The sequence below is a fragment of the Bradyrhizobium sp. 191 genome, assembly GCF_023100985.1.
Taxonomy (GTDB): domain Bacteria; phylum Pseudomonadota; class Alphaproteobacteria; order Rhizobiales; family Xanthobacteraceae; genus Bradyrhizobium; species Bradyrhizobium diversitatis.
Genome location: NZ_CP064692.1, coordinates 8,079,772 through 8,099,765 on the forward strand (window position 1 = coordinate 8,079,772; position 19,994 = coordinate 8,099,765).

Genomic DNA, 19,994 nt, shown 5'->3' on the forward strand with positions numbered 1-19,994 from the left:
GGAATGGCGACGCACATCATCGCGTCGGTCGCGGGCGATGCGCACGTGCAGAAAAATACTTGCTGCATAGTGTTTTTCTGCAATCGCATCAGTCGCGAACGTCGGCGCTGCGCCTGTTCTCCGTGATCGCAGCTACACCTCGTGCGGCGCGTTTGCGTCGCGCTCGCCAAGCGCAGGCGCGTTGCGCCGTCAACACTTCTTTAAGCGAGACGCTGTTTTTTTCTTCGTGTTGGTGTATTCGGGATGAAGTGCATTCGATCCCCGAGTGCACGCAGCGATTAAAGCCATCTCACACATCGGAGGGCAACATGGCCAAGAAAGCGAAGAAGGCGAAGGCGAAGAAGGCGAAGAGCGCAGTGAAGAAGACTGCGAAGAAGACCCGCAAGGTCGCGAAGAAGAAGAAGTAACTTCGCTTCTGAAGTTGCCGGCTCCAGATAGCCGGCACGTCATCAGCGCCTCCTAGAGGGTTCTGGTCGACGATAGAGGGTGTCGGCGAGACATCAGGTCAACGGTCGGACCGTTCTCTTTCGCGGTCCGGCAGAAGAAACGAGTTTTCTTCGTTCGGTGCGGTTCTCCGAAAAGGAGCTCCGCAATTTCACAAGCGGCCTTCGGGCTTGCGTGGAATCTGGTCCTGACGTGTTCGCCGACGCCCTCGTTCTCCTGACGCCGGGGTATTGCCGGCATTCCTCCCCCCCGACATTGCTGATCTGACCGCGACGCGTCCGCGCTGCCTTGAGGTAGGCGAGGCCGGGCATGATTGCACGCCGTCTGCGTGCCGCTTCTCCAGGCGCGGTGTCATCGCCCGGCTCCGACCGGGCGATCCAGTGCGCCGAGACGGTCGTGGTTGAAACGATGGGCCGCAGCGTACTGGATTCCCCGCCTACGCGGGGAATGACAGGCGGGTGCGGCCACGACGGCGCGCCGCTCCATGAATTGGAGCCGTAGCACGCGCCAGCGCGCGCGATGGTTATCGATCTGCCAAAATCCCAGGGTAAACCGAATCTGACGAATTGCAAAAGTGCCTGCAAATCAGGGACTTCTTGAATTTCCCGTGCGCGGGTCGCGCGCTCGCGTTTACGTCTGCTTCATCGCGATACTTAAACTGCCATTCAAATTTGCCCGCCATCATCACCTCCAACAAGCCGGCAAACGGCTTGGGCAGGAAGACTCGGGGAAGAGTTGAACAGCTATTTGGACGGGAGCCGCGCTCGGTGGAGCGGGACGGCACAAGAATAAGAGGGGATGCGTGATGTTTCAGGGTACTTTCGATCTGGAGACGGCGACGCCGATCGACGCGAGCGCGCTGTCGGACGTGCTGTTCGAGCGCGGGATCTATTGGGCGAGCGGCCGCTCCGGGATCGTCGATCTCGTCGCCGCGCACAAATGGTTCAACCTCGCGGCGTTGAAGGGCCGCAAGGACGCGGTGGCGCTGCGCCAGGAAGTCGCCGGGCAGATGTCGGATGCCGAGATCTCCATCGCCCAGCGCGAGGCGAGGGCCTGGGTCTCCGCGCACTGAGATGAGAACCGCCTCCGACCCGTGTTTGCACGGGTGGGTCCGGTTGCGCTGAATCAAGTTTGCTGGTCGTGCCGCCGCATAAAACCGCATGGCATGGGCGACCAAAACACGAATGGACGATGGCTTCCGATCCAGATCGCTCCCGACGAGTGCGATCTGGAACTAGGGCGTCTGCACAAGACGGGAATTGTGTCCTGGTCCTTCCCGTGCCGGCGCAGGGGCGGCGTCTGGTTCAACGTCTGGGCCGGCGAGGCTGTGCTGATATCGCCCTCGCATTGGCGGATATGGCGATCCGGTATCTAGGTGCGCGCACACGTATATAAGGAGCACGCGAATCGGACTGAACCCTAAAAATCCACCACCACCGACGGCGCACTGCGCTTCGCCTCGCCGTGGAAAACGGCCTCGATGTTGTTACCATCAGGGTCGAGCACGAAAGCCGCATAATATCCGGGATGATAGGCTCTCTCGCCGGGCGCACCGTTGTCGCGCCCGCCATGGGTCAGCGCCGCGTTGTGGAAGGCATCCACTGTCGCGCGGTCTCTCGCCTGGAAGGCAAGGTGGTGTCGTCCCGTCAGAACACCCAGCGCCGCCGGACTTTCTGCCGAAGACACGACGAGTTCGTCAGCCCAGAAATATCCATCGGCGGTGTCGACAACAGGAATCTCCAGCACAGCCAGAATAGCAGTGTAAAAATCCCGGCTGGCCTTGAGATCCTGCACCACAAGCTGGATGTGGTCGATAAGCCGACCTCGATGCAATTGATGAATCTCGATGATCGCTCTCCTTGTCAAAGCTGGCTGATAAAGTTCATTGCTGAGCATCAGTCCAGTCGATGACGGTCAGGTCATTCCTCAGCCTGTGACAAGACGCTTCCACACTGTTCGCCACTCCACATGGCTTCATGCGGCAATAGGCGGGAATATCGCTGTGGAGGGAAGCGGCGAGGGTGGCGGGCCAAAGCCGACGAAACCGAGAACTACGTCTACTCTATAGCCTTCCAAAATTGACGTACGAGGGAATATTTAGAAGGAGTAGTCTACAGTCATTAGCGGTGAGCAGCATAAGGAAATCGGACGTGGTCTACCCCGCGAAAGCAGGGGCGTAGTCGACTCTACCGGTTGGCGGTTGATCGGCAATGAAATTTAAGCGCATGAAATATTCTGGCGGCGCTCCTTCGTACCGCAAGTCATCATCGCGATCGAAACCAAAGCGGCGATAGTAGGCAGGATCACCAAGGACCACGCATCCCGCAGCACCTGACGAACGAAGCTGCTCAAGACCAGTGCGGATGGGGGCAGAACCGATGCCCTTTTGCTGATGATCAGGCTCAACTGATACTGGACCGAGGCCAAACCATCCGTCATGCGCACCGTCTATCGTGACAGGTGAGAAGGCGACATGTCCGATCAAAATGCCGCCTTCGATCGCGACCAACGAAAGGGAGAGCGCATCACTCGCCCGCAGTCTCTTGATTATCTCAGGTTCGGCTTGATCGCTGTGTTCCATGCCTGCAAATGCCCGCGCTGTAACGTCAGCGATGGCGGAATAGTCGCCTTCTTGTTCTTGCCGTATCATCATAGTGCAGAGCCCATCAGATGTCGTCTATCGGGCGTCAACATATGCTGGTGTACTTTCAGTGATGAGGATCGTTAGCTGCTGTCGCTGCTCTCAAGATATATCGGGCCACAGCGTAGAATCGGCGGTTTCCTATCTCACCCGGCGGCATGTGGTGATCGGCGGCAACATCGCGCCATGGAGGGCAATCGGCGGGGTGTGGCGGAGAGGGAGGGATTCGAACCCTCGATACAGCTTGAGACCGTATGACGCTTTAGCAAAGCGTTGCCTTCAGCCACTCGGCCACCTCTCCGGTGCGAGCCTTATGCCTCTAATTACTTGGGCCGGTCAATTTAGAAGCGTGTGATTTCGCTCGAATATTCCCAGTGATCTTCGCCGCAAGACGGCTGTTGTCGCGGCGAGAGTGTGGCGCTGCGAGAGCGGACGCGAAGCTTGAACCTCGGGCACACTGCAAGGGTGTTCCCCGCATGGAAACGTCCTTGCTCACGTCGGAAGCCGATTTGCTAGGAAATTCAATGGCTCACGAGAAGGGGCTATAGAGACTTGGCAGCCCGCGTCTCGGCTCGCCCAGCTGCCGGCCCCGCTTCCAATGATCCCGCCTCCATAAAGAGTGTCTGCCGGCCGCCTCAGGCGCAGCAGGCGGCCCAGCTTGCATCCGACTGGCTGCCGCGGAGGCGGTCGATACGCCTCGGTGAGTCTCGTTTCTGATTCCACGATTCGAGGTCGTCAAAGCCCCTCCAGGCCGACGTCTCGGCTGGGCGCCTCATGTGGGGAACTTTGATGGCGAATGGAACCGTTGAAAAAATGCCAATGTAAACAATATGTTGCGAGGGCGGTTTGATCACATCTGCGTGTTATTTGTGCAACACCCGTTGGAAAACACGCTTCATCGGCCCGTTTCGGAGCGTTCTCTTGTTGTGTGTGCAAGGGCGTTCGGTAATTGTGGCTGAGCGACGGAGGGGGGCATCCCGAGGTCGTCCCGTTTAGGTCTTTCGCTTAAGTCCCTCGCGTTCATGCGGGTGTGTCCGAAGGCGCGAAGGGACTTAGAGCGGTGATTTAGAGGGGGTTTGGGAATTGGCCGTCCGGTCAGTGACCTTCCCTGAAGAGCAACTTGGAGGTTTAACATGAAGTTGGTTAAGAGCCTTTTGCTCGGCTCAGCGGCGGGTCTGATCGCCGTGGGCGGAGCGCAGGCAGCCGATCTCCCCGTGAAGGCCAAGGCGGTCGAATACGTGAAGATCTGCTCCCTGTACGGTGCTGGGTTCTACTACATCCCGGGTACCGACACCTGCATCAAGCTGGGTGGTTATCTGCGCGCTGAAGTCGCGCTGAACACCAACAGCGTTTACGGAGCTCAGAACGGATCGCCGGCCGGCGCCCACAACCGCCTGAGCAACTATTACACGATGCGCGCTCGTCAAGATCTCAACATCGACACGCGCACCGCGACCGAATACGGCGTCGTCCGCACGTTCTTCGATGCGACGTTCTCCTGGACCACCGGTGGCTACACCGGTCAGGGCTCGGCCACTGGCGCGACTGGCTACACGGCTACCACTGCTGGTACGACCACCATCAACCCGACGGATGGCGGTACCTCGGGCGGCTCGCTCGGCGTGTACTACGCCTTCATCCAGTTCGCCGGCTTCACCATGGGTAAGGCCGTGTCGCAGTTCGACGCGCCTTGGACCAACTATCCCGGCAACAACTTCGACGGTCTCGTCGGTGGCAGCGGCACGGTCACTGGCGTCAACCAGTTCACCTACACCGCTGACTTCGGTCAGGGCATCACGGCGTCGTTCTCGGCGGAAGATGCGACTGCCTACTATCAGGCTGGCAATCTCAACCTTGCCGGTATCACGACGGCCGGCGTGCTCGGTGGTTCCTATGGCTCCAACGCCATCGGCGGCTCGCGTTCGCCGAACCTCGTCGGTATGGTCCGCGTTGACCAGGCTTGGGGTCTGTTCCAGGCGTCGGTCGCGGCGCACGACAACCACGTCGCTTACTACGGCGCAGACGAAACCACTGGCCACCCCGACGACAAGTGGGGTTGGGCGGTTCAGCTCGCTCTGTCGATCAAGAACATCCCGACCGGCGCGGGTGACACGATCAACATTTCAGGCGTCTACACCGATGGTGCGACCCGCTACAACTTCCAGAACCTCGCGGGTAGCTCGTACTCCATGTACGGCGGTTCGAACGTCGCCTACCAGAGCATCGGCTTCGCCAATGCGCCGGACACCGTATTTGTCGGCTCTGCAGCGACGGGCTTCAGCTCGCAGGAAACCGTCAAGACCTGGGGCTTCCGTGGTGCGTACACCCATAACTGGGATCCGTACTGGAACACCGCGCTCTACGGTGCTTATGCGCATGCGTCCTTCGGATCGCTTGCCAAGAACTTCCTCTGCGGCGGTGGCGGCTTCGCCGGCGTCTTGTTAACGCCGGGCGTTACCTCGTGTAACCCTGACTTCAACATCGGCCAGGTCGGTTTGATCACCCGCTGGACTCCGGTCAAGAACCTGACGTTCTCGGCCGACTTCAACTGGACCCGTCTGGATCAAAAGTACGCAGGCGTGACCGGGTTGGTTACACCGGCCGCTGGTGTTGCCAAGCCGACCGCGTCGTATGAGCTCAAGGATCAGGACTCGTTCACCCTGCTCCTCCGCGCTCAGCGCAACTGGTAAGTTTGGTCTAACGACCTGACAGAGAACCCCGGCGGGCAACCGCTGGGGTTTTTCTTTTGGCGATCGCATGCTGGTTCGCTTGGGGCAGGTCCGACCTGGTACCGCCACTCTCCGTTGATTTCGCGGTCTTGGTTGCGACCTGATGGAAGTCACTGTGGAGGGATGCGCTGCAAGCGGTCTCCGACCGGGATGCGCAGAGAAGCCCGCCGGTGCCCGGCCCAACCGTACAAGCGCCCCGACGATCTCGCCCTGCAGCAGGATCGACCTACGCCTTCATCTGTCAGGGCACCGTTCATCCGCTAGCTGGCGCACCGGCGAGCGCGCCGATCGGACCGCAACAGTCGCAGCGCTCAGGGCGCGCGTCGGAAGGGCTCGCCTGCGGATCGTGGCCGGGCGCCGGATATTCCTCGGCGACTTAAGGTCCTGACGAAGGCGACGCTCGTCGCCATGCTCGGCCGCGAGTCGGAACGGGGCAGCGTCATTCCACGCTTACGGCGCCGCGACGCAGATCGGCCTCGATCTGCAAGCGCGTGCCGCCGCCGAAGCGGGCGCGGTAGACCTGAAGGTTCTCCATGATCCGCTGCACGTAGTTGCGCGTCTCGGAGAACGGAATCAGCTCGACCCAGTCGACCGCATCGACCTTCGGGTCGCGCGGATCGCCGTAACGCTCGACCCACTTCCTCACGCTGCCGCGGCCGGCATTGTAGGCGGCGAAGGTCATGATGTAGGAGCCGCGATAATCCTCGAGCAATCCGCCGAGCTCGGCCGAGCCGAGCGCGGCGTTGTAGACCGAATCGTTCTTCAGCCGCCCCAGGTCGTAGGTCGCGCCGTGGCGTTTGCAGACGTAGCGGGCGGCGTCCGGCGTCACCTGCATCAGTCCATAGGCCTGCGCCGGCGAAACCACGCGTGGATTGAACGCGCTCTCCTGTCGCGCGATCGCATAGATGATGCTGCGCTCGACGTCGGGGCCGATCGGCGTGAACTGCGGAATGCCGTTGACGGGATAGGCGTAGAAATCGAACGGCAGGCCGCGGTTGAGCGCACCCTTGCCGACCAGCAGCATGCCGCGCGCATCGCTATAGCGCTGGGCGAGCTCGCCGAGGCCCGCAACCGCTTCGGGATCGCCGTTCTCGCCCATGTCGGCGAGCATGGGCACCGCGAGCTCGCGCTCGTCGAGCTCATAGAGCAGATGCGCAGCGCGCACGATCTCAAGCCGATCGGCCCCGCGCCCGCGCGGCTGGCTGTTGAGCTCGATCTGCGGCAGGCCGAGTTTGGCCCGGGCCAACTGGCCGTAATAGCTGGTCGACTGTTCGGCGGCGCGAGCATAGGCGTTGCGCGCCTCTTGCTGACGCCCCATCGCTTCGGCCGCGCGGCCCTGCCAGTAGCCGGCGCGCGCCAGCGCGGTCGGATTGACGCTGCCGACGCCGATGCGGGCAAAATGCTGGGCGGCGGTCGCGGGGTCGTTGAGGAATCGCAGCGCGATCCACCCGGCGGTGAACTCCTGCTCGGTCTTGTAGATGTCGCGCGAGGGCAGGGCGGCATCGCGCGCGATCAGATAGGCCGAGCGGAATTCCTCGGTGTCGATCATCTTGCGCGCCAGGAGGCGCCGCTCGATCCACCATTCGTCGAGATTGTGAAGGCGACCCGGATCCTTGGGCGCCGACAGCATCAGCTGGGCGGCTTCAGTGAACTTCTCCTCGCGGCGCAGGAGCTGGATCTTGCTGAAGGTGTAGCCGGGGTCATTGTGCAGCTCGCGCGGCACGGCGTCGAGCAGCGCCCGCGCGTTCGGCGCTTTCTTGACGGCGGCGATGCGGGCCTTGGCGAGCGCGACATAGCCGGCGCCGAGGCGCTTTGCGGCGCGCAGGGCCGCCTCGGTCTCGCTGCCGTAGAGCAGGGTGTCCATCCGCGCTTTCTGGTCGCCCGGCGTCAGCAGGGCACCGAACTGGTCGAGCGCGTTGTTCTCGGTGTCCTCCGACATCGGATCGCTGCGCCAGGCCTCGCGCACCAGCCGCTCGGCATTGGCGCGGTCGCCGCGCGCCAGCATCGCCTTGGCGAGCGTGAAGCGGCCCTTAGCGGAGATCGGAGATTCGTTCTCGAACCACGACCACGCGACCGAATCGTCGCGCCTGTCGTCCCACATCGCGGCCTCGAGGCGCCGGCGCAGGAAGGTCTGCGACGGCCAGGTCGGATTGGCGGAGATGAAGGCGCGATAGCGTTCCACGGTCGCGCCGTTGTCCTCGCTGCGCAGGATGATCCATTCGGCGAGCTTTCGCGCGACCGGATCCGAAATGCCGGCCGCGGCATCGGTGGCATCGCCGGCCTTGCGCTTGCGTACGAGCTCGATGACGCTCTCGAGCGTGTCCTTGTCGGCTTGCGACGTCGATGATGTCGCCGCAACCGCGGCCGGGATGACCGGCTTGCGTGGCGCCGCATGCTGGCGGGTCGCGGGGGCCAGCACGGGAGCTGCGAGCGGCCTGGCGGAGGCCGGGGCAGTGGGCCTGTCGGTGGCCGCCACGGGTGCGGTCTTTGCAGGCTTTGCGGTCTTGGGCGGCGATCCGTTGCTCGCCGGGTGTGGCTTCGGCGAGGAGACCGCTGCCGCGGGTTTCGGCTTGTCCTTCGCCGGTTCCTTGGCGGCGGCATCCTTGGCTGGCGTCTTCGCGCCTTCCTTGGCCGGGGTGCCACCCTTGCTCGCGCCCTTCGCTGCGTCCTTGCCGGCTCCCTGGACCGTGCCTTTGGCTGTTGTTTCCTTGGTCGAGCCCTTGTTCGAGTCCTTGGCCGGTCCCTTCGCGGCGTCCTTGGCCGCTGGCTTTGCGGTCTCCTTGCCCGTCTCATTGGACTTGGCCGGAGCGGCGCAGCCCAGCGACAGCCCTGCCGTCAGGCACACGACAAGACCGGTGGATCGCCATGCGGCACGTGCAAGGGAGGTCACGGCGTTTCGTCGCCCCGAATCAGTGAAGTGGCTCAAGACCTAGCTAAGTTTGATTGAATATGCGGACAAAATACCAACAGCCGCTTACCTCGGGCCGATTTGCACCATCACCGCGGCAAAATCGCGGCCTAAACGTTGCCCTCACCCGGAAGCGGGCCTTTTACCGGCAGGATAGACCCGATATGAATGGGGCTTGCTCAAGAGATAGCCGCGTACGGAGGAAGTCCATGGCAGCCAAGACGAAGTTCCGGGGGTCGTTCACCGCCTTGGTCACGCCGTTCAAGAACGGCTCGCTGGACGAGGCGGCGTTCCGCTCCCTGGTCAACTGGCAGATTTCGGAGGGGACCAACGGCCTGGTCCCGGTCGGCACCACCGGCGAGAGCCCGACGCTGAACCATGACGAGCACAAGAAGGTCGTCGAATGGTGCATCGCTGAAGCCAAGGGCCGCGTGCCGGTCATCGCGGGCGCCGGCTCCAACTCGACCAAGGAGGCGATCGAGCTCTCGCAGCACGCCGAAAAGGCGGGTGCGGACGCCGTGTTGATCGTCACCCCCTACTACAACAAGCCGACCCAGGAAGGGATGTACCAGCACTTCAAGGCGATCAACGACGCGATCGGCATTCCGATCATCATCTACAACATCCCGCCGCGCTCGGTGATCGACATGTCGGTCGACACCATGAAGCGGCTGTGGGAGCTGAAGAACATCGCCGGCGTCAAGGACGCCACCGCGAGCATGGTTCGCGTGTCGCAGCAGCGCGCGGCGATGGGCGAGGATTTCAACCAGCTCTCGGGCGAGGACGCCACCATCATCGGCTACATGGCCCATGGCGGCCATGGCTGCATCTCGGTGACCTCGAACGTCGCGCCGCGCCTGTGCTCGGAGTTCCACGCCGCCTGGCAGAAGGGCGACACCAAGGCGGCGCTCGCGATCCACGACAAGCTGATGCCGCTGCACAACAACCTCTTCATCGAGAGCAATCCGGCGCCGATCAAGTACGCGATGTCGCTGCTGGGCAAGCTGGAGGAGACGCTGCGGCTGCCGATGGTGCCGGTCTCCGAGCCGACCCGCGTTGCCGTGCGCAGCGCGATGGTGCACGCGGGTCTGATCAACTGAGGCGTTAGCTTTTCCGGGGAGCGTTCATGAGCGCGGTCGAGGAAAAGGGCAGGCGGATGCTCAAGGAGTTCCGCGAGTTCGCCATGAAAGGCAACGTCGTCGACCTCGCGGTCGGCGTCATCATCGGTGCGGCCTTCGGCGGCATCGTCAACTCGCTGGTCGGCGACGTGATCATGCCGATCATCGGTGCCGTCACCGGCGGCCTCGACTTCTCGAACTACTTCACCCCCTTGTCGGCGAAGGTCACAGCCACCAACTTAGCTGATGCGAAAAAGCAAGGCGCCGTGCTGGCTTGGGGCAGCTTTCTCACGCTGACGATCAACTTCATCATCATTGCCTTCGTGCTGTTCCTGGTGATCCGCGCCATCAACACGCTGAAGCGCAAGGAAGAGGCGGCGCCGGCCGCTCCCCCGAAGCCGTCGGCCGAGGTCGAGCTGCTGACCGAGATCCGCGATCTCCTCAAGAAGTGACGCGCGCGCTTCATCCGAACTGTTAGATTCCGCGCGCATCTCAATCAGGTTTTATCCGTCATGGCCGACAAGAACGAGCGTCCGATCAAGGTCATGGCGGAAAATCGCAAGGCCCGCTTCAACTATGCGATCGAAGACACGATCGAGGCGGGGATTGCGCTGACGGGGACCGAGGTCAAGTCGATCCGCAACGGCAAGAGCACGATCGCGGAATCCTATGCCGATTCCAAGAACGGCGAGATCTGGCTGATCAACGCCACCATTCCCGAATATCTGCAAGGAAACCGCTTCAACCACGAGCCCAAGCGGCCGCGCAAACTGCTTCTCCACCGCCGGCAGATCAACAAGCTGATGGGCGCGGTCGACCGCGAGGGCATGACGCTGATCCCGCTCAAGCTCTATTTCAACGAGCGTGGTCGTGCCAAATTGCAGCTGGCGGTTGCTAAAGGCAAGAAGCTGCACGACAAGCGCGAGTCCGAGAAGAAGCGCGACTGGAGCCGGGAGAAGGGCCGGCTGATGCGGGCGAGGGGATGATGAAATGAATCAACGGAACCTGCTCGAGGTCGACTGGAGCCAGATTCCCGCGCCTGCCGACGACGGCGGCGCCGCGCATCTCAAGGGCATGACGTTGCCGCCGATCGGCCTGCTCGCCACCGACGACACGTCGGTCACGCTGTCGGCGCTGCGCGGCCGCACCGTGGTGTTCGCCTATCCCCGCACCGGCGAGCCCGGCAAGATCGCGCTGGTCGACGATTGGGACATGATCCCGGGGGCGCGCGGCTGCACGCCTCAGACGTGCGCATTTCGCGATCTGTTCGCAGAGCTGAAAGCCGCAGGCGCCTCACACGTGTTCGGCCTCTCGACCCAGAGCAACGCCTACCAGACCGAGATGGCCTCGCGCCTGCATCTGCCGTTCCCGGTGCTCTCGGACGAGAAGCTGGCGCTGACGCGCGCCTTGAACCTGCCGACCATGGAGGTCGCGGGCCTGACGCTGATCAAGCGTCTCGCGCTGGTTATCGACGACGCCAGGATCACGCATGTGTTCTATCCGGTGTTTCCACCCGACCGGAACGCCGGCGACGTGCTCGACTGGCTGAAGGCCAATCCCGCCAAGGCCTAGATCGCCCGCCCAGGGTGAAATGATGTCGGTCGAAACCGATGCGATCCGGGTGAGGGGATCACAACCCCTGACTCCCTCAGGCCCTAATCGAGACCGGCCTTCACCTTCGCGAACACGCTTCGGAACATGTCCGGCGTCAGCACGCCGGTGTTCGTGTTGTAGCGCGAGCAATGATAGCTGTCGTAGAGCTTGAACCGGCCTGCCTGATGCACTGCGCCGTGGCCGAAGGGGGCCTGCGAGCCCTTCAGATTCAGCGGCTTGAGCACGCTGTCGTGCGCAATCCGCCCGAGCGCGACGATCGCGCGCAGGTTCGGCATCGACGCCAGATTCGCCACGAGGAACTGGCGGCAGGTGTTGATCTCGACCGGCAGCGGCTTGTTCTGCGGCGGCACGCAATGCACGGCATTGGCGATCCGGCAGTCGACCAGTTGCAGGCCGTCGTCGGGGCGCGCCTGATAGGTCCCCCTGGCAAAGCCGTATTCGAGCAGCGTGCTGTAGAGCAGGTCGCCGGCATAATCGCCGGTGAAAGGCCGTCCCGTGCGGTTGGCGCCTTGCATTCCCGGCGCGAGGCCCACGATCAGGAGGCGTGCTTCGAGGTCGCCGAAGGGCGCAACCGGCGCATTGTGCCACGACGGCTCGCGCGTGCGGTTCGCCTCGCGAAACGCGACCAGGCGCGAACAGAGCGGACAGTCACGGTCGGGAACGACGGCGAGAGGCCGGCGGCTTGACCGGGCCGCCTCACTCCTCGAAGTCTTCATCGCCCCTCGGCGCCATCGTGGTTGCGCGCTGGAGGAATTGCGGGGCGTGGTGACGTTCGCCACGCTCGCCGCGGTCGCGCGGGGCGGGGCGCTCGGACGGGTCGCGGCCGAGCTTGGATTGCAGCTCGACGAGGTCGGTAAAGACGTCGGCCTGGCGGCGCAGCTCGTCGGCGATCATCGGCGGCTGGCTGGCGATGGTGGAGATCACCGTGACCCGCACGCCGCGGCGCTGCACGGCCTCGACCAGGGAGCGAAAGTCGCCGTCACCCGAGAACAGCACCATCTGGTCGATATGCTCGGCGAGCTCCATGGCGTCCACGGCAAGCTCGATGTCCATGTTGCCCTTGACCTTGCGGCGGCCGGAGGCGTCGATGAATTCCTTGGTCGCCTTGGTGACGACGGTGTAGCCGTTGTAATCCAGCCAGTCGATCAACGGGCGGATCGAGGAGTATTCCTGGTCTTCGATGATGGCGGTGTAATAGAACGCCCGCAACAACGTCCCGCGGCCCTGAAACTCCTTCAGTAGACGCTTGTAATCGATGTCGAAGCCCAGCGTTTTCGCGGTCGCGTAGAGATTGGCCCCATCGATGAAGAGCGCGATCTTGTTGGTAGGAGAAGGTGACATTCAGTTTGCTCGCGTAGTGTTCGTGATTGATCGTTTTTTGTTGGCGCGGCGACAGCAAGCCGCGCAGTTCTAAAGTGCCGCTGAGACCCGTCGAAACCGCAAGTCCGGAGAAGTCGGGGCAATCAAGGTATAGTTATGGCGGACTTGCATACACCCGGGGCTGCCCCCGATGGCAGCCCAGAAAACCCCGTCCCAGCCCCAATGTGGCGTTAGCAGAGCCGTTTGGCGAGACCAAATCACAAATTAGCCTTGCGAAATCGTCCCGGTCCCTATAACTAGCCCCAATCATCCACATATTTCGTCCCACCCACAACGGAGCGACAGTCCATGGCTCGCGTCACCGTAGAAGATTGCATCGACAAGGTCGACAACCGGTTTGACTTGGTCCTGCTGGCCGCCCACCGAGCCCGCATGATTTCGTCCGGTTCACAACTAACGGTTGACCGCGATAACGACAAGAACCCAGTTGTGTCTTTGCGTGAAATTGCCGAGACGACGATCTCGCCGGAGGATCTCCGCGAGGAGCTGGTGCACTCGCTCCAGAAGTTCGTCGAGGTGGACGAGCCCGAGCCGGATACGGTGCCGCTGATCGGTTCCGCAGGGGCGAGTGTCGATGCGGACGATACCGAGGTCGCCGTGGAGCGCATGACCGAAGAAGAGCTGCTGAAGGGCCTGGAAGGCCTCGCGCCTCCCGAGGAGCAGCCCGAAGAAGACGAGTAATTCCTCCATCGTGATCATCGACTGCTTGTGATCTTACCAAAGGCCCGAACCCGTGTTCGGGCCTTTGCTTTTGTTGACGTTTTCGTGGTTACCAAAGTGTTGCCGGTTGGCGCTGCGCCTGTCACTGAATTGATCGGACACACGCGCGATCGGAGCTAGGATGTATACAACGGACCGCCTCGGGCCCGTTTGAAAGCAGGACGGAATGGTATATCGGCGCCGCAGATCCACGCAGATGCAGGCCGCAACCGAATCGGTTGCCGTGGCCCCGACTGCGCCGGTCGCGCGCCCCGCCAGGCCCCGCGCGCGCATGATGCGTCAATATGACCTCGTAGAGCGCGTCAGATCCTACAATCCCAACACCAACGAAGACCTGCTGAACCGCGCCTATGTCTACGCCATGAAGGCGCATGGTTCGCAGACCCGCGCCTCGGGCGATCCGTATTTCTCGCACCCGCTCGAAGTGGCGGCCATTCTCACCGACCTGAAGCTCGACGACGCCACCATCGTGGCAGCACTGCTGCACGATACGATCGAGGACACCGAGGCGACACGGGCCGAGATCGACCAGATCTTCGGGCCGGAGATCGGTGCGCTGGTCGAGGGCCTGACCAAGCTGAAGCGGCTCGAGCTGGTGTCACGCGAGGCCAAGCAGGCCGAGAACCTGCGCAAATTGTTGCTGGCCATTGCTGACGATGTCCGCGTGCTTCTGGTCAAGCTCGCCGACCGCCTGCACAACATGCGCACGCTGGAATTCGTGCCGACGGAATCGCGCCGGCGCATCGCCGAGGAGACGCTCGACATCTATGCGCCGCTGGCGGGACGCATGGGCATGCAGGAAATGCGCGAGGAGCTGGAGGATCTGTCCTTCCGCACCCTCGATCCCGAAGCCTATTCGGTGGTGATGCAGCGGCTCGACGCGCTTGCCGAGCGCAACCGCAATTTGATCGGCGAGATCGAGGACCAGCTCTCCAACAATCTGCGGCACAGGGGCCTCGGCGCGCGGGTCTATGGCCGCCGCAAGAAGCCGTTCTCGATCTGGACCAAGATGGAGCGCAAGTCGGTCGGCTTCGAGCAATTGTCCGACATCTTCGGCTTCCGCCTCGTCGTCAACGACATCGAGGCCTGCTATCGCGCGCTCGGGATCGTCCACACCACCTGGCCGGTCGTGCCGGGGCGCTTCAAGGACTACATCTCGACGCCGAAGCAGAACGACTACCGCTCGATCCACACCACCGTGATCGGCCCCGGCAACCAGCGCGTCGAGCTCCAGATCCGCACCGAGGCGATGGACCAGATCGCCGAGCGCGGCATCGCCGCGCATGTCTTCTACAAGGAAGGCGTGGGCTCGCCGACCGAATACCTCAAGCGCGAGTCCAACGCATTCTCCTGGCTGCGCCACACCATCGGAATCCTCTCCGAGAGCGCCAATCCCGAGGAATTCCTCGAGCACACCAAGCTCGAGCTGTTCCACGACCAGGTGTTCTGCTTCACCCCGAAGGGCAAGCTGATCGCGCTGCCGCGCCACGCCAACGTGATCGACTTCGCCTATGCGGTGCACACCGACGTCGGCAACAGCGCGGTGGGCTGCAAGATCAACGGCAAGTTCGCGCCGCTGTCCTCGGAGCTCCAGAACGGCGACGAGGTCGAGGTGCTGACCTCGGAGGCGCAGTCCGCGCCGCCATCGGCCTGGGAAACGCTCGCGGTCACCGGCAAGGCGCGCGCCGCGATCCGCCGCGCCACGCGCACCGCCGTGCGCGATCAATATGTCGGTCTCGGCCGGCGCATCGTCGAGCGCCTGTTCGAGCGCGCCAAGATCGAATATGCCGACGACAAGCTCAAGGGCGCGCTGCCGCGGCTCGCGCGCACCTCGATCGAGGACGTCATGGCGGCGGTCGGCCGCGGCGAGATCAAGGCCTCCCACGTCGCGCGTGCGATGTATCCCGACTACAAGGAGGAGCGCATCGCACGCTACGGCGTCAAGAAGGGTCTCGCCGCCAAGCTCAAGGAAAAGGGCGCCTCGGAGCCGCCGCGCAGCCCAGTCGCGATCCCGATCCGCGGCATCAACTCCGACTTGCCGATCAAGTTCGCTCCCAATGGCGGCGCCGTGCCCGGGGACCGCATCGTCGGCATCGTCACGCCGGGCGAGGGCATCACGATCTATCCGATCCAGGCGCCGGCGCTGAAGGATTTCGAGGAGGAGCCGGAGCGCTGGCTCGACGTCCGCTGGGACATCGAGGATTCCGCGCCGCAGCGCTTCCCGGCCCGCATCAGGGTCGAGAACGTCAACGAGCCCGGCGCGCTGGCGCAGATCGCGACCGTGATCGCTGAGCACGACGGCAACATCGACAATATCAGCATGCAGCGCCGCTCGCCGGACTTCACGGAGACGACGATCGATCTCGAAGTCTACGATCTGAAGCACCTCAGCGCGATCCTGGCTCAGTTGCGCGCGAAGGCGGTCGTCGCCAAAGTCGAACGTGTTAATGGATAGGCGCCTTGCGTATGCGCCTGTCGCCCCGATTTCGTGAGTCCTGAAATGCCCGCAACTCCGCTCCGCCTCGGCGTCAATGTCGACCATGTCGCGACCCTGCGTAACGCGCGCGGTGGCCGCAATCCGGATCCAGTGCGCGCGGCGCTGCTCGCGATCGAGGCCGGCGCCGACGGCATCACCGCGCATCTGCGCGAGGATCGCCGGCACATCCGCGACGAGGACATGGCGCGGCTGAAGGCGGAGATCTCGAAGCCGCTCAATTTCGAGATGGCGGCAACCGACGACATGTTGCGCATCTCGCTCGCCACCAAGCCGCATGCAGTCTGCCTGGTTCCGGAGCGGCGCCAGGAGGTGACGACCGAAGGCGGGCTGGATGTGGTCGGCCAGCACAACGCGCTCGCGCCCTATATCGCGCGGCTGAACGATGCCGGCATCCGGGTCTCGCTGTTCATCGCCGCCGACCCCGCCCAGATCGAAATGGCGGCACGGCTGCGCGCGCCCGTGATCGAGATCCACACCGGCGCATGGTGCGACGCCGTCGTCGACGGCCACGCCGACAAGGCCGAGGCCGAATGGCGGAGGATCGTGGCGGGGGCGAAGCTGGCCAGGGATGCCGGGCTCGAGGTCCATGCCGGGCACGGGCTCGACTATGCCACGGCGGAGACGATCGCGGCCCTGCCTGAGATCATGGAGCTCAACATCGGCTACTACATGATCGGCGAGGCGCTGTTCGTGGGTCTGGCCGAGACCGTGCGCAACATGCGCGCGGCGATGGACCGTGGCCGGGGCCGGGCATGATCATCGGCATCGGCTCCGACCTGATCGACATCACCCGCGTGGCCAAGGTGATCGAACGGCATGGCGAGCGCTTCCTCGACCGCATCTTCACCGCGGCCGAGCGGGCCAAGGCGGAACGGCGCGCCAAGAACGAGAAGATGGTGGTGGCGACCTACGCCAAGCGCTTCGCCGCCAAGGAGGCCTGCTCAAAGGCACTCGGCACCGGCATCAGGCGCGGCGTCTGGTGGCGCGACATGGGCGTGGTCAACCTGCCGGGGGGGCGGCCGACCATGCAGCTGACCGGCGGCGCGCTGGCCCGGCTTCAGGCCCTGACGCCGGACGGATTCGAGGCGCGGATCGACGTTTCGATCACCGACGACTGGCCGCTGGCGCAGGCCTTTGTCATCATTTCCGCCGTGCCACCTGCGAAGCCCTGAGGAGATCCGCCTTATTTTATAATTCATATGTAAAATCAATATCTTAATCAGTTTTGATGCGATCCTTGATTGCGTGGCCTCCGACAACCGTCTAAAAGTCCGCCGTCGCAAATCAGCTTGGGCGAATTCGGCTTTACGCCGGAATTGGCCCTCACTATCAGAATCAGGACAATCTCCATGGGCCGCGAAGCAATGGGCTGTTCGCGCCAGGAGGGCGCTCTGTGACCGCCGGCCGGAATTGAGAGAGCAATGAGCGTGACTTCAGGAACGAAAACTGAGAGCGGCGTCGGTGAAACGATCCGGGTCGTCATTCATGCTCTCCTGATCGCGCTGGTGATCCGCACCTTCCTGTTTCAGCCTTTCAACATTCCGTCGGGCTCGATGAAGGCGACGCTGCTGGTCGGCGACTATCTGTTCGTCTCGAAATATTCCTACGGCTATAGCCACTATTCGATTCCGTTCTCGCCGCCGCTGTTCTCGGGGCGAATCTGGGGCTCGGATCCGAACCGCGGCGACATCGTCGTGTTCCGCCTGCCGAAGGACGATTCGACGGACTACATCAAGCGCGTGATCGGCCTTCCCGGCGACCGCGTCCAGATGCGCGACGGGCTGCTCTACATCAACGACACGCCGGTCGAGCGGCAGCGCATGAGCGAGTATGTCGGCGAAGACCCCTGCGGCTCAGAAGGCGGCGGCATCTCCCGGGTGAAGCGCTGGAAGGAGACGCTGCCGAACGGCGTGTCCTATGAGACGCTGGACTGCGCCGACAACGGCTACATGGACAACACCAACGTCTACACGGTGCCGCCCGGCCACTTCTTCATGATGGGCGACAATCGCGACAACTCCACCGACAGCCGCTTCCTCGGCCAGGTCGGCTACGTGCCGCAGGAAAATCTGATCGGCCGCGCCCAGATGATCTTCTTCTCCATCGCCGAAGGCGAGCATGCCTGGATGTTCTGGCGCTGGCCGTGGGCGGTACGCTGGAATCGTTTCTTCAAAATCGTCCGATGAAAGACGAAGCCAAGGACATCGCGACCCAACCGACCGAGGCGCAAGCGGGCCCCGAAGGGGCAACTGCGACCAAGACAGCTGCGGACAAGGCGCCTGCGAAGAAGAAGCGGGTGCGGAGCAGCAAGGCCAAGGCCACGGATGCGAGCGCGGCGCTCGAGGCGCGCATCGGCCACAGCTTCGCTGACCCGAACCTCCTGATGCAGGCGATCACGCATGTCTCGGCGCTGAAGTCCGGACGCAAGCGCGGCGACAGCTATCAGCGGCTGGAATTCCTCGGCGACCACGTGCTCGGGCTCGTCGTCTCCGACATGCTCTATCACGCCTTCCCGAACGCCGACGAAGGCGAACTGTCCAAGCGTCTGGCCGAGCTCGTGCGCAAGGAAAGCTGCGCCGACGTCGCCAAGTCGCTCGGTCTGGTCGACGACATCAAGCTGGGATCGGTCGGATCCAGCGCCGATGCGCGCCTGCGCAAGAGCGTGCTGGGGGACATCTGCGAGGCCGTGATCGGCGCCATCTTCCTCGACGGCGGCCATGTGGCGGCAGCCGAATTCGTCAAGCGCAACTGGACCGAGCGCATGCACAAGCCGCGCCGTCCCTTGCGCGACCCCAAGACCGTGCTGCAGGAATGGGCGCAAGGGAAGGGGCTGCCGACGCCTGTTTACCGCGAGGTCGAGCGCACCGGCCCGCATCACGACCCGCAGTTCCGCGTGGCAGTCGATCTGCCGGGGCTTGCGCCGGCGGAAGGCATCGGCGGCAGCAAACGCGCGGCAGAGAAGGTGGCAGCTTCAGTGATGATCGAACGCGAAGGCGTTGGCGGCGGCAATGACGGCTGAAGCAAGCGGCGAGGCGCCCATTGGTACGCGCTGCGGCTTCGTTGCGCTGATCGGCGCGCCGAATGTCGGCAAGTCCACGCTGGTCAACGCGCTGGTCGGGGCCAAGGTCACGATCGTCTCGCGCAAGGTGCAGACCACGCGCGCGCTGATCCGCGGCATCGTCATCGAGAACAATGCGCAGATCATCCTGGTCGACACGCCCGGCATCTTCTCGCCCAAGCGCCGGCTCGACCGCGCCATGGTCTCGACCGCCTGGAGCGGGGCGCATGATGCCGACCTCGTCTGCGTGCTGCTGGATGCCAAGACCGGGATCGACGAGGAAGCGGAGGCGATCCTCGCCAAGGCCGCCGGCGTCAATCACGAGAAGATCCTGGTGATCAACAAGGTCGATCTGGTCCAGCGCGAGAAGCTGCTGGCGCTGGCGCAAGCCGCCAACGAGCGCATGAAGTTCGCGCGGACCTTCATGATCTCGGCGATCTCGGGCGACGGCGTCGACGACATCCGCAAGACGCTCGCGGAAATGGTGCCGCCGGGCCCGTTCCTCTATCCCGAGGACCAGATGTCGGACGCGCCGATGCGGCAACTCGCGGCCGAGATCACGCGCGAAAAGATCTATCAGAAGCTGCACCAGGAATTGCCCTACCAGTCCACGGTCGAGACCGACAAGTGGGAGGAGCGCAAGGATCATTCGGTGCGGATCGAGCAGACGATCTTCGTCGAGCGCGAAAGCCAGCGCAAGATCGTGCTCGGCAAGGGCGGCGCAACCATCAAGTCGATCGGCGCGGATTCGCGGAAGGAACTGATGCAGATCCTCGACGTGCCGGTGCATCTGTTCCTGTTCGTCAAGGTACGCGAGAATTGGGGTGACGACCCCGATCGCTACCGCGAGATGGGCCTGGACTTCCCCAGGGAATAACCAAGAAA

18 protein-coding genes and 1 tRNA gene are annotated in these 19,994 nt (G+C 63.3%); 13 read left to right on the forward strand and 6 right to left on the reverse strand.

The window, feature by feature from the left end:
• Positions 1-1,249 precede the first annotated feature (1,249 nt).
• A complete protein-coding gene (locus tag IVB23_RS38175; protein ID WP_061877321.1) occupies positions 1,250-1,516 on the forward strand; it encodes a hypothetical protein in 267 nt (88 codons plus the stop codon).
• A gap of 347 nt (positions 1,517-1,863) precedes the next feature.
• Here IVB23_RS38175 and IVB23_RS38180 read toward each other — a convergent pair whose 3' ends face one another.
• The 3 genes from IVB23_RS38180 to IVB23_RS38190 all read right to left on the reverse strand — a co-directional run bounded on the left by IVB23_RS38180 (position 1,864) and on the right by IVB23_RS38190 (position 3,386).
• The gene (locus tag IVB23_RS38180) at positions 1,864-2,292 is read right to left on the reverse strand and encodes a VOC family protein (protein ID WP_247805030.1); all 429 of its coding nucleotides are present in this window, start codon (positions 2,290-2,292) and stop codon (positions 1,864-1,866) included.
• 307 nt (positions 2,293-2,599) lie between these two features.
• Positions 2,600-3,097, reverse strand: coding sequence for an N-acetyltransferase (locus tag IVB23_RS38185; RefSeq protein WP_247802033.1), 498 nt, complete (start codon positions 3,095-3,097; stop codon positions 2,600-2,602).
• Positions 3,098-3,293: 196 nt separating this feature from the next.
• Positions 3,294-3,386: transfer RNA gene (locus tag IVB23_RS38190), tRNA-Ser, on the reverse strand.
• Between the two features lie 832 nt (positions 3,387-4,218).
• Between IVB23_RS38190 and IVB23_RS38195 the strand changes: the two genes are divergently transcribed.
• Positions 4,219-5,775, forward strand: coding sequence for a porin (locus tag IVB23_RS38195; protein WP_247802034.1), 1,557 nt, complete (start codon positions 4,219-4,221; stop codon positions 5,773-5,775).
• A gap of 478 nt (positions 5,776-6,253) precedes the next feature.
• Here IVB23_RS38195 and IVB23_RS38200 read toward each other — a convergent pair whose 3' ends face one another.
• Positions 6,254-8,704 (reverse strand): transglycosylase SLT domain-containing protein, encoded by a 2,451-nt coding sequence (locus IVB23_RS38200; protein ID WP_247802035.1) that lies wholly within the window; start codon positions 8,702-8,704, stop codon positions 6,254-6,256.
• Positions 8,705-8,931: 227 nt separating this feature from the next.
• Between IVB23_RS38200 and dapA the strand changes: the two genes are divergently transcribed.
• The 4 genes from dapA to IVB23_RS38220 are packed head-to-tail and all read left to right on the forward strand — an operon-like array spanning position 8,932 to position 11,412.
• Entirely contained in the window at positions 8,932-9,822 is an 891-nt protein-coding gene (dapA, locus tag IVB23_RS38205; RefSeq protein ID WP_197969561.1) for a 4-hydroxy-tetrahydrodipicolinate synthase, read from the forward strand.
• Between the two features lie 56 nt (positions 9,823-9,878).
• Positions 9,879-10,292, forward strand: a complete 414-nt coding sequence (gene mscL / locus IVB23_RS38210; protein WP_061877353.1) for a large conductance mechanosensitive channel protein MscL — start codon at positions 9,879-9,881, stop codon at positions 10,290-10,292.
• 60 nt (positions 10,293-10,352) lie between these two features.
• Positions 10,353-10,826 (forward strand): SsrA-binding protein SmpB, encoded by a 474-nt coding sequence (smpB, locus tag IVB23_RS38215; RefSeq protein WP_024341117.1) that lies wholly within the window; start codon positions 10,353-10,355, stop codon positions 10,824-10,826.
• Positions 10,827-10,830: 4 nt separating this feature from the next.
• Positions 10,831-11,412, forward strand: a complete 582-nt coding sequence (locus IVB23_RS38220; RefSeq protein ID WP_247802036.1) for a peroxiredoxin — start codon at positions 10,831-10,833, stop codon at positions 11,410-11,412.
• An 83-nt stretch (positions 11,413-11,495) separates the two neighbouring features.
• On the opposite strand, the gene IVB23_RS38225 is transcribed toward IVB23_RS38220, so the two are convergent.
• Complete coding sequence (locus tag IVB23_RS38225) at positions 11,496-12,170, reverse strand: uracil-DNA glycosylase (RefSeq protein ID WP_197969563.1); 675 nt, start codon at positions 12,168-12,170, stop codon at positions 11,496-11,498.
• Positions 12,151-12,795, reverse strand: a complete 645-nt coding sequence (locus tag IVB23_RS38230) for an NYN domain-containing protein (protein ID WP_028179699.1) — start codon at positions 12,793-12,795, stop codon at positions 12,151-12,153. The genes IVB23_RS38225 and IVB23_RS38230 overlap by 20 nt, the downstream gene beginning before the upstream one ends.
• A 327-nt stretch (positions 12,796-13,122) precedes the next feature.
• Between IVB23_RS38230 and rpoZ the strand changes: the two genes are divergently transcribed.
• From rpoZ to era, 7 genes are all read left to right on the forward strand, one after another.
• Positions 13,123-13,515: a DNA-directed RNA polymerase subunit omega gene (rpoZ, locus tag IVB23_RS38235; protein WP_007603391.1), complete on the forward strand. Its 393-nt coding sequence runs from the start codon at positions 13,123-13,125 to the stop codon at positions 13,513-13,515.
• A 205-nt stretch (positions 13,516-13,720) separates the two neighbouring features.
• The gene (locus tag IVB23_RS38240; RefSeq protein WP_061877330.1) at positions 13,721-16,009 is read left to right on the forward strand and encodes a bifunctional (p)ppGpp synthetase/guanosine-3',5'-bis(diphosphate) 3'-pyrophosphohydrolase; all 2,289 of its coding nucleotides are present in this window, start codon (positions 13,721-13,723) and stop codon (positions 16,007-16,009) included.
• Between the two features lie 45 nt (positions 16,010-16,054).
• Positions 16,055-16,807 (forward strand): pyridoxine 5'-phosphate synthase, encoded by a 753-nt coding sequence (locus IVB23_RS38245; RefSeq protein ID WP_197969564.1) that lies wholly within the window; start codon positions 16,055-16,057, stop codon positions 16,805-16,807.
• Positions 16,804-17,223 carry a holo-ACP synthase gene (gene acpS / locus IVB23_RS38250; RefSeq protein WP_131868067.1) on the forward strand — a complete coding sequence of 140 codons (420 nt, stop codon included), beginning with the start codon at positions 16,804-16,806 and terminating at the stop codon, positions 17,221-17,223. The genes IVB23_RS38245 and acpS overlap by 4 nt, the downstream gene beginning before the upstream one ends.
• A 249-nt stretch (positions 17,224-17,472) precedes the next feature.
• Positions 17,473-18,237, forward strand: a complete 765-nt coding sequence (gene lepB / locus IVB23_RS38255; RefSeq protein WP_061877333.1) for a signal peptidase I — start codon at positions 17,473-17,475, stop codon at positions 18,235-18,237.
• Positions 18,234-19,070: a ribonuclease III gene (gene rnc, locus IVB23_RS38260; protein ID WP_247802037.1), complete on the forward strand. Its 837-nt coding sequence runs from the start codon at positions 18,234-18,236 to the stop codon at positions 19,068-19,070. The genes lepB and rnc overlap by 4 nt, the downstream gene beginning before the upstream one ends.
• Entirely contained in the window at positions 19,060-19,986 is a 927-nt protein-coding gene (era, locus tag IVB23_RS38265; protein WP_247802038.1) for a GTPase Era, read from the forward strand. Before rnc ends, era begins: the two co-directional genes overlap by 11 nt.
• Positions 19,987-19,994 lie beyond the last annotated feature (8 nt).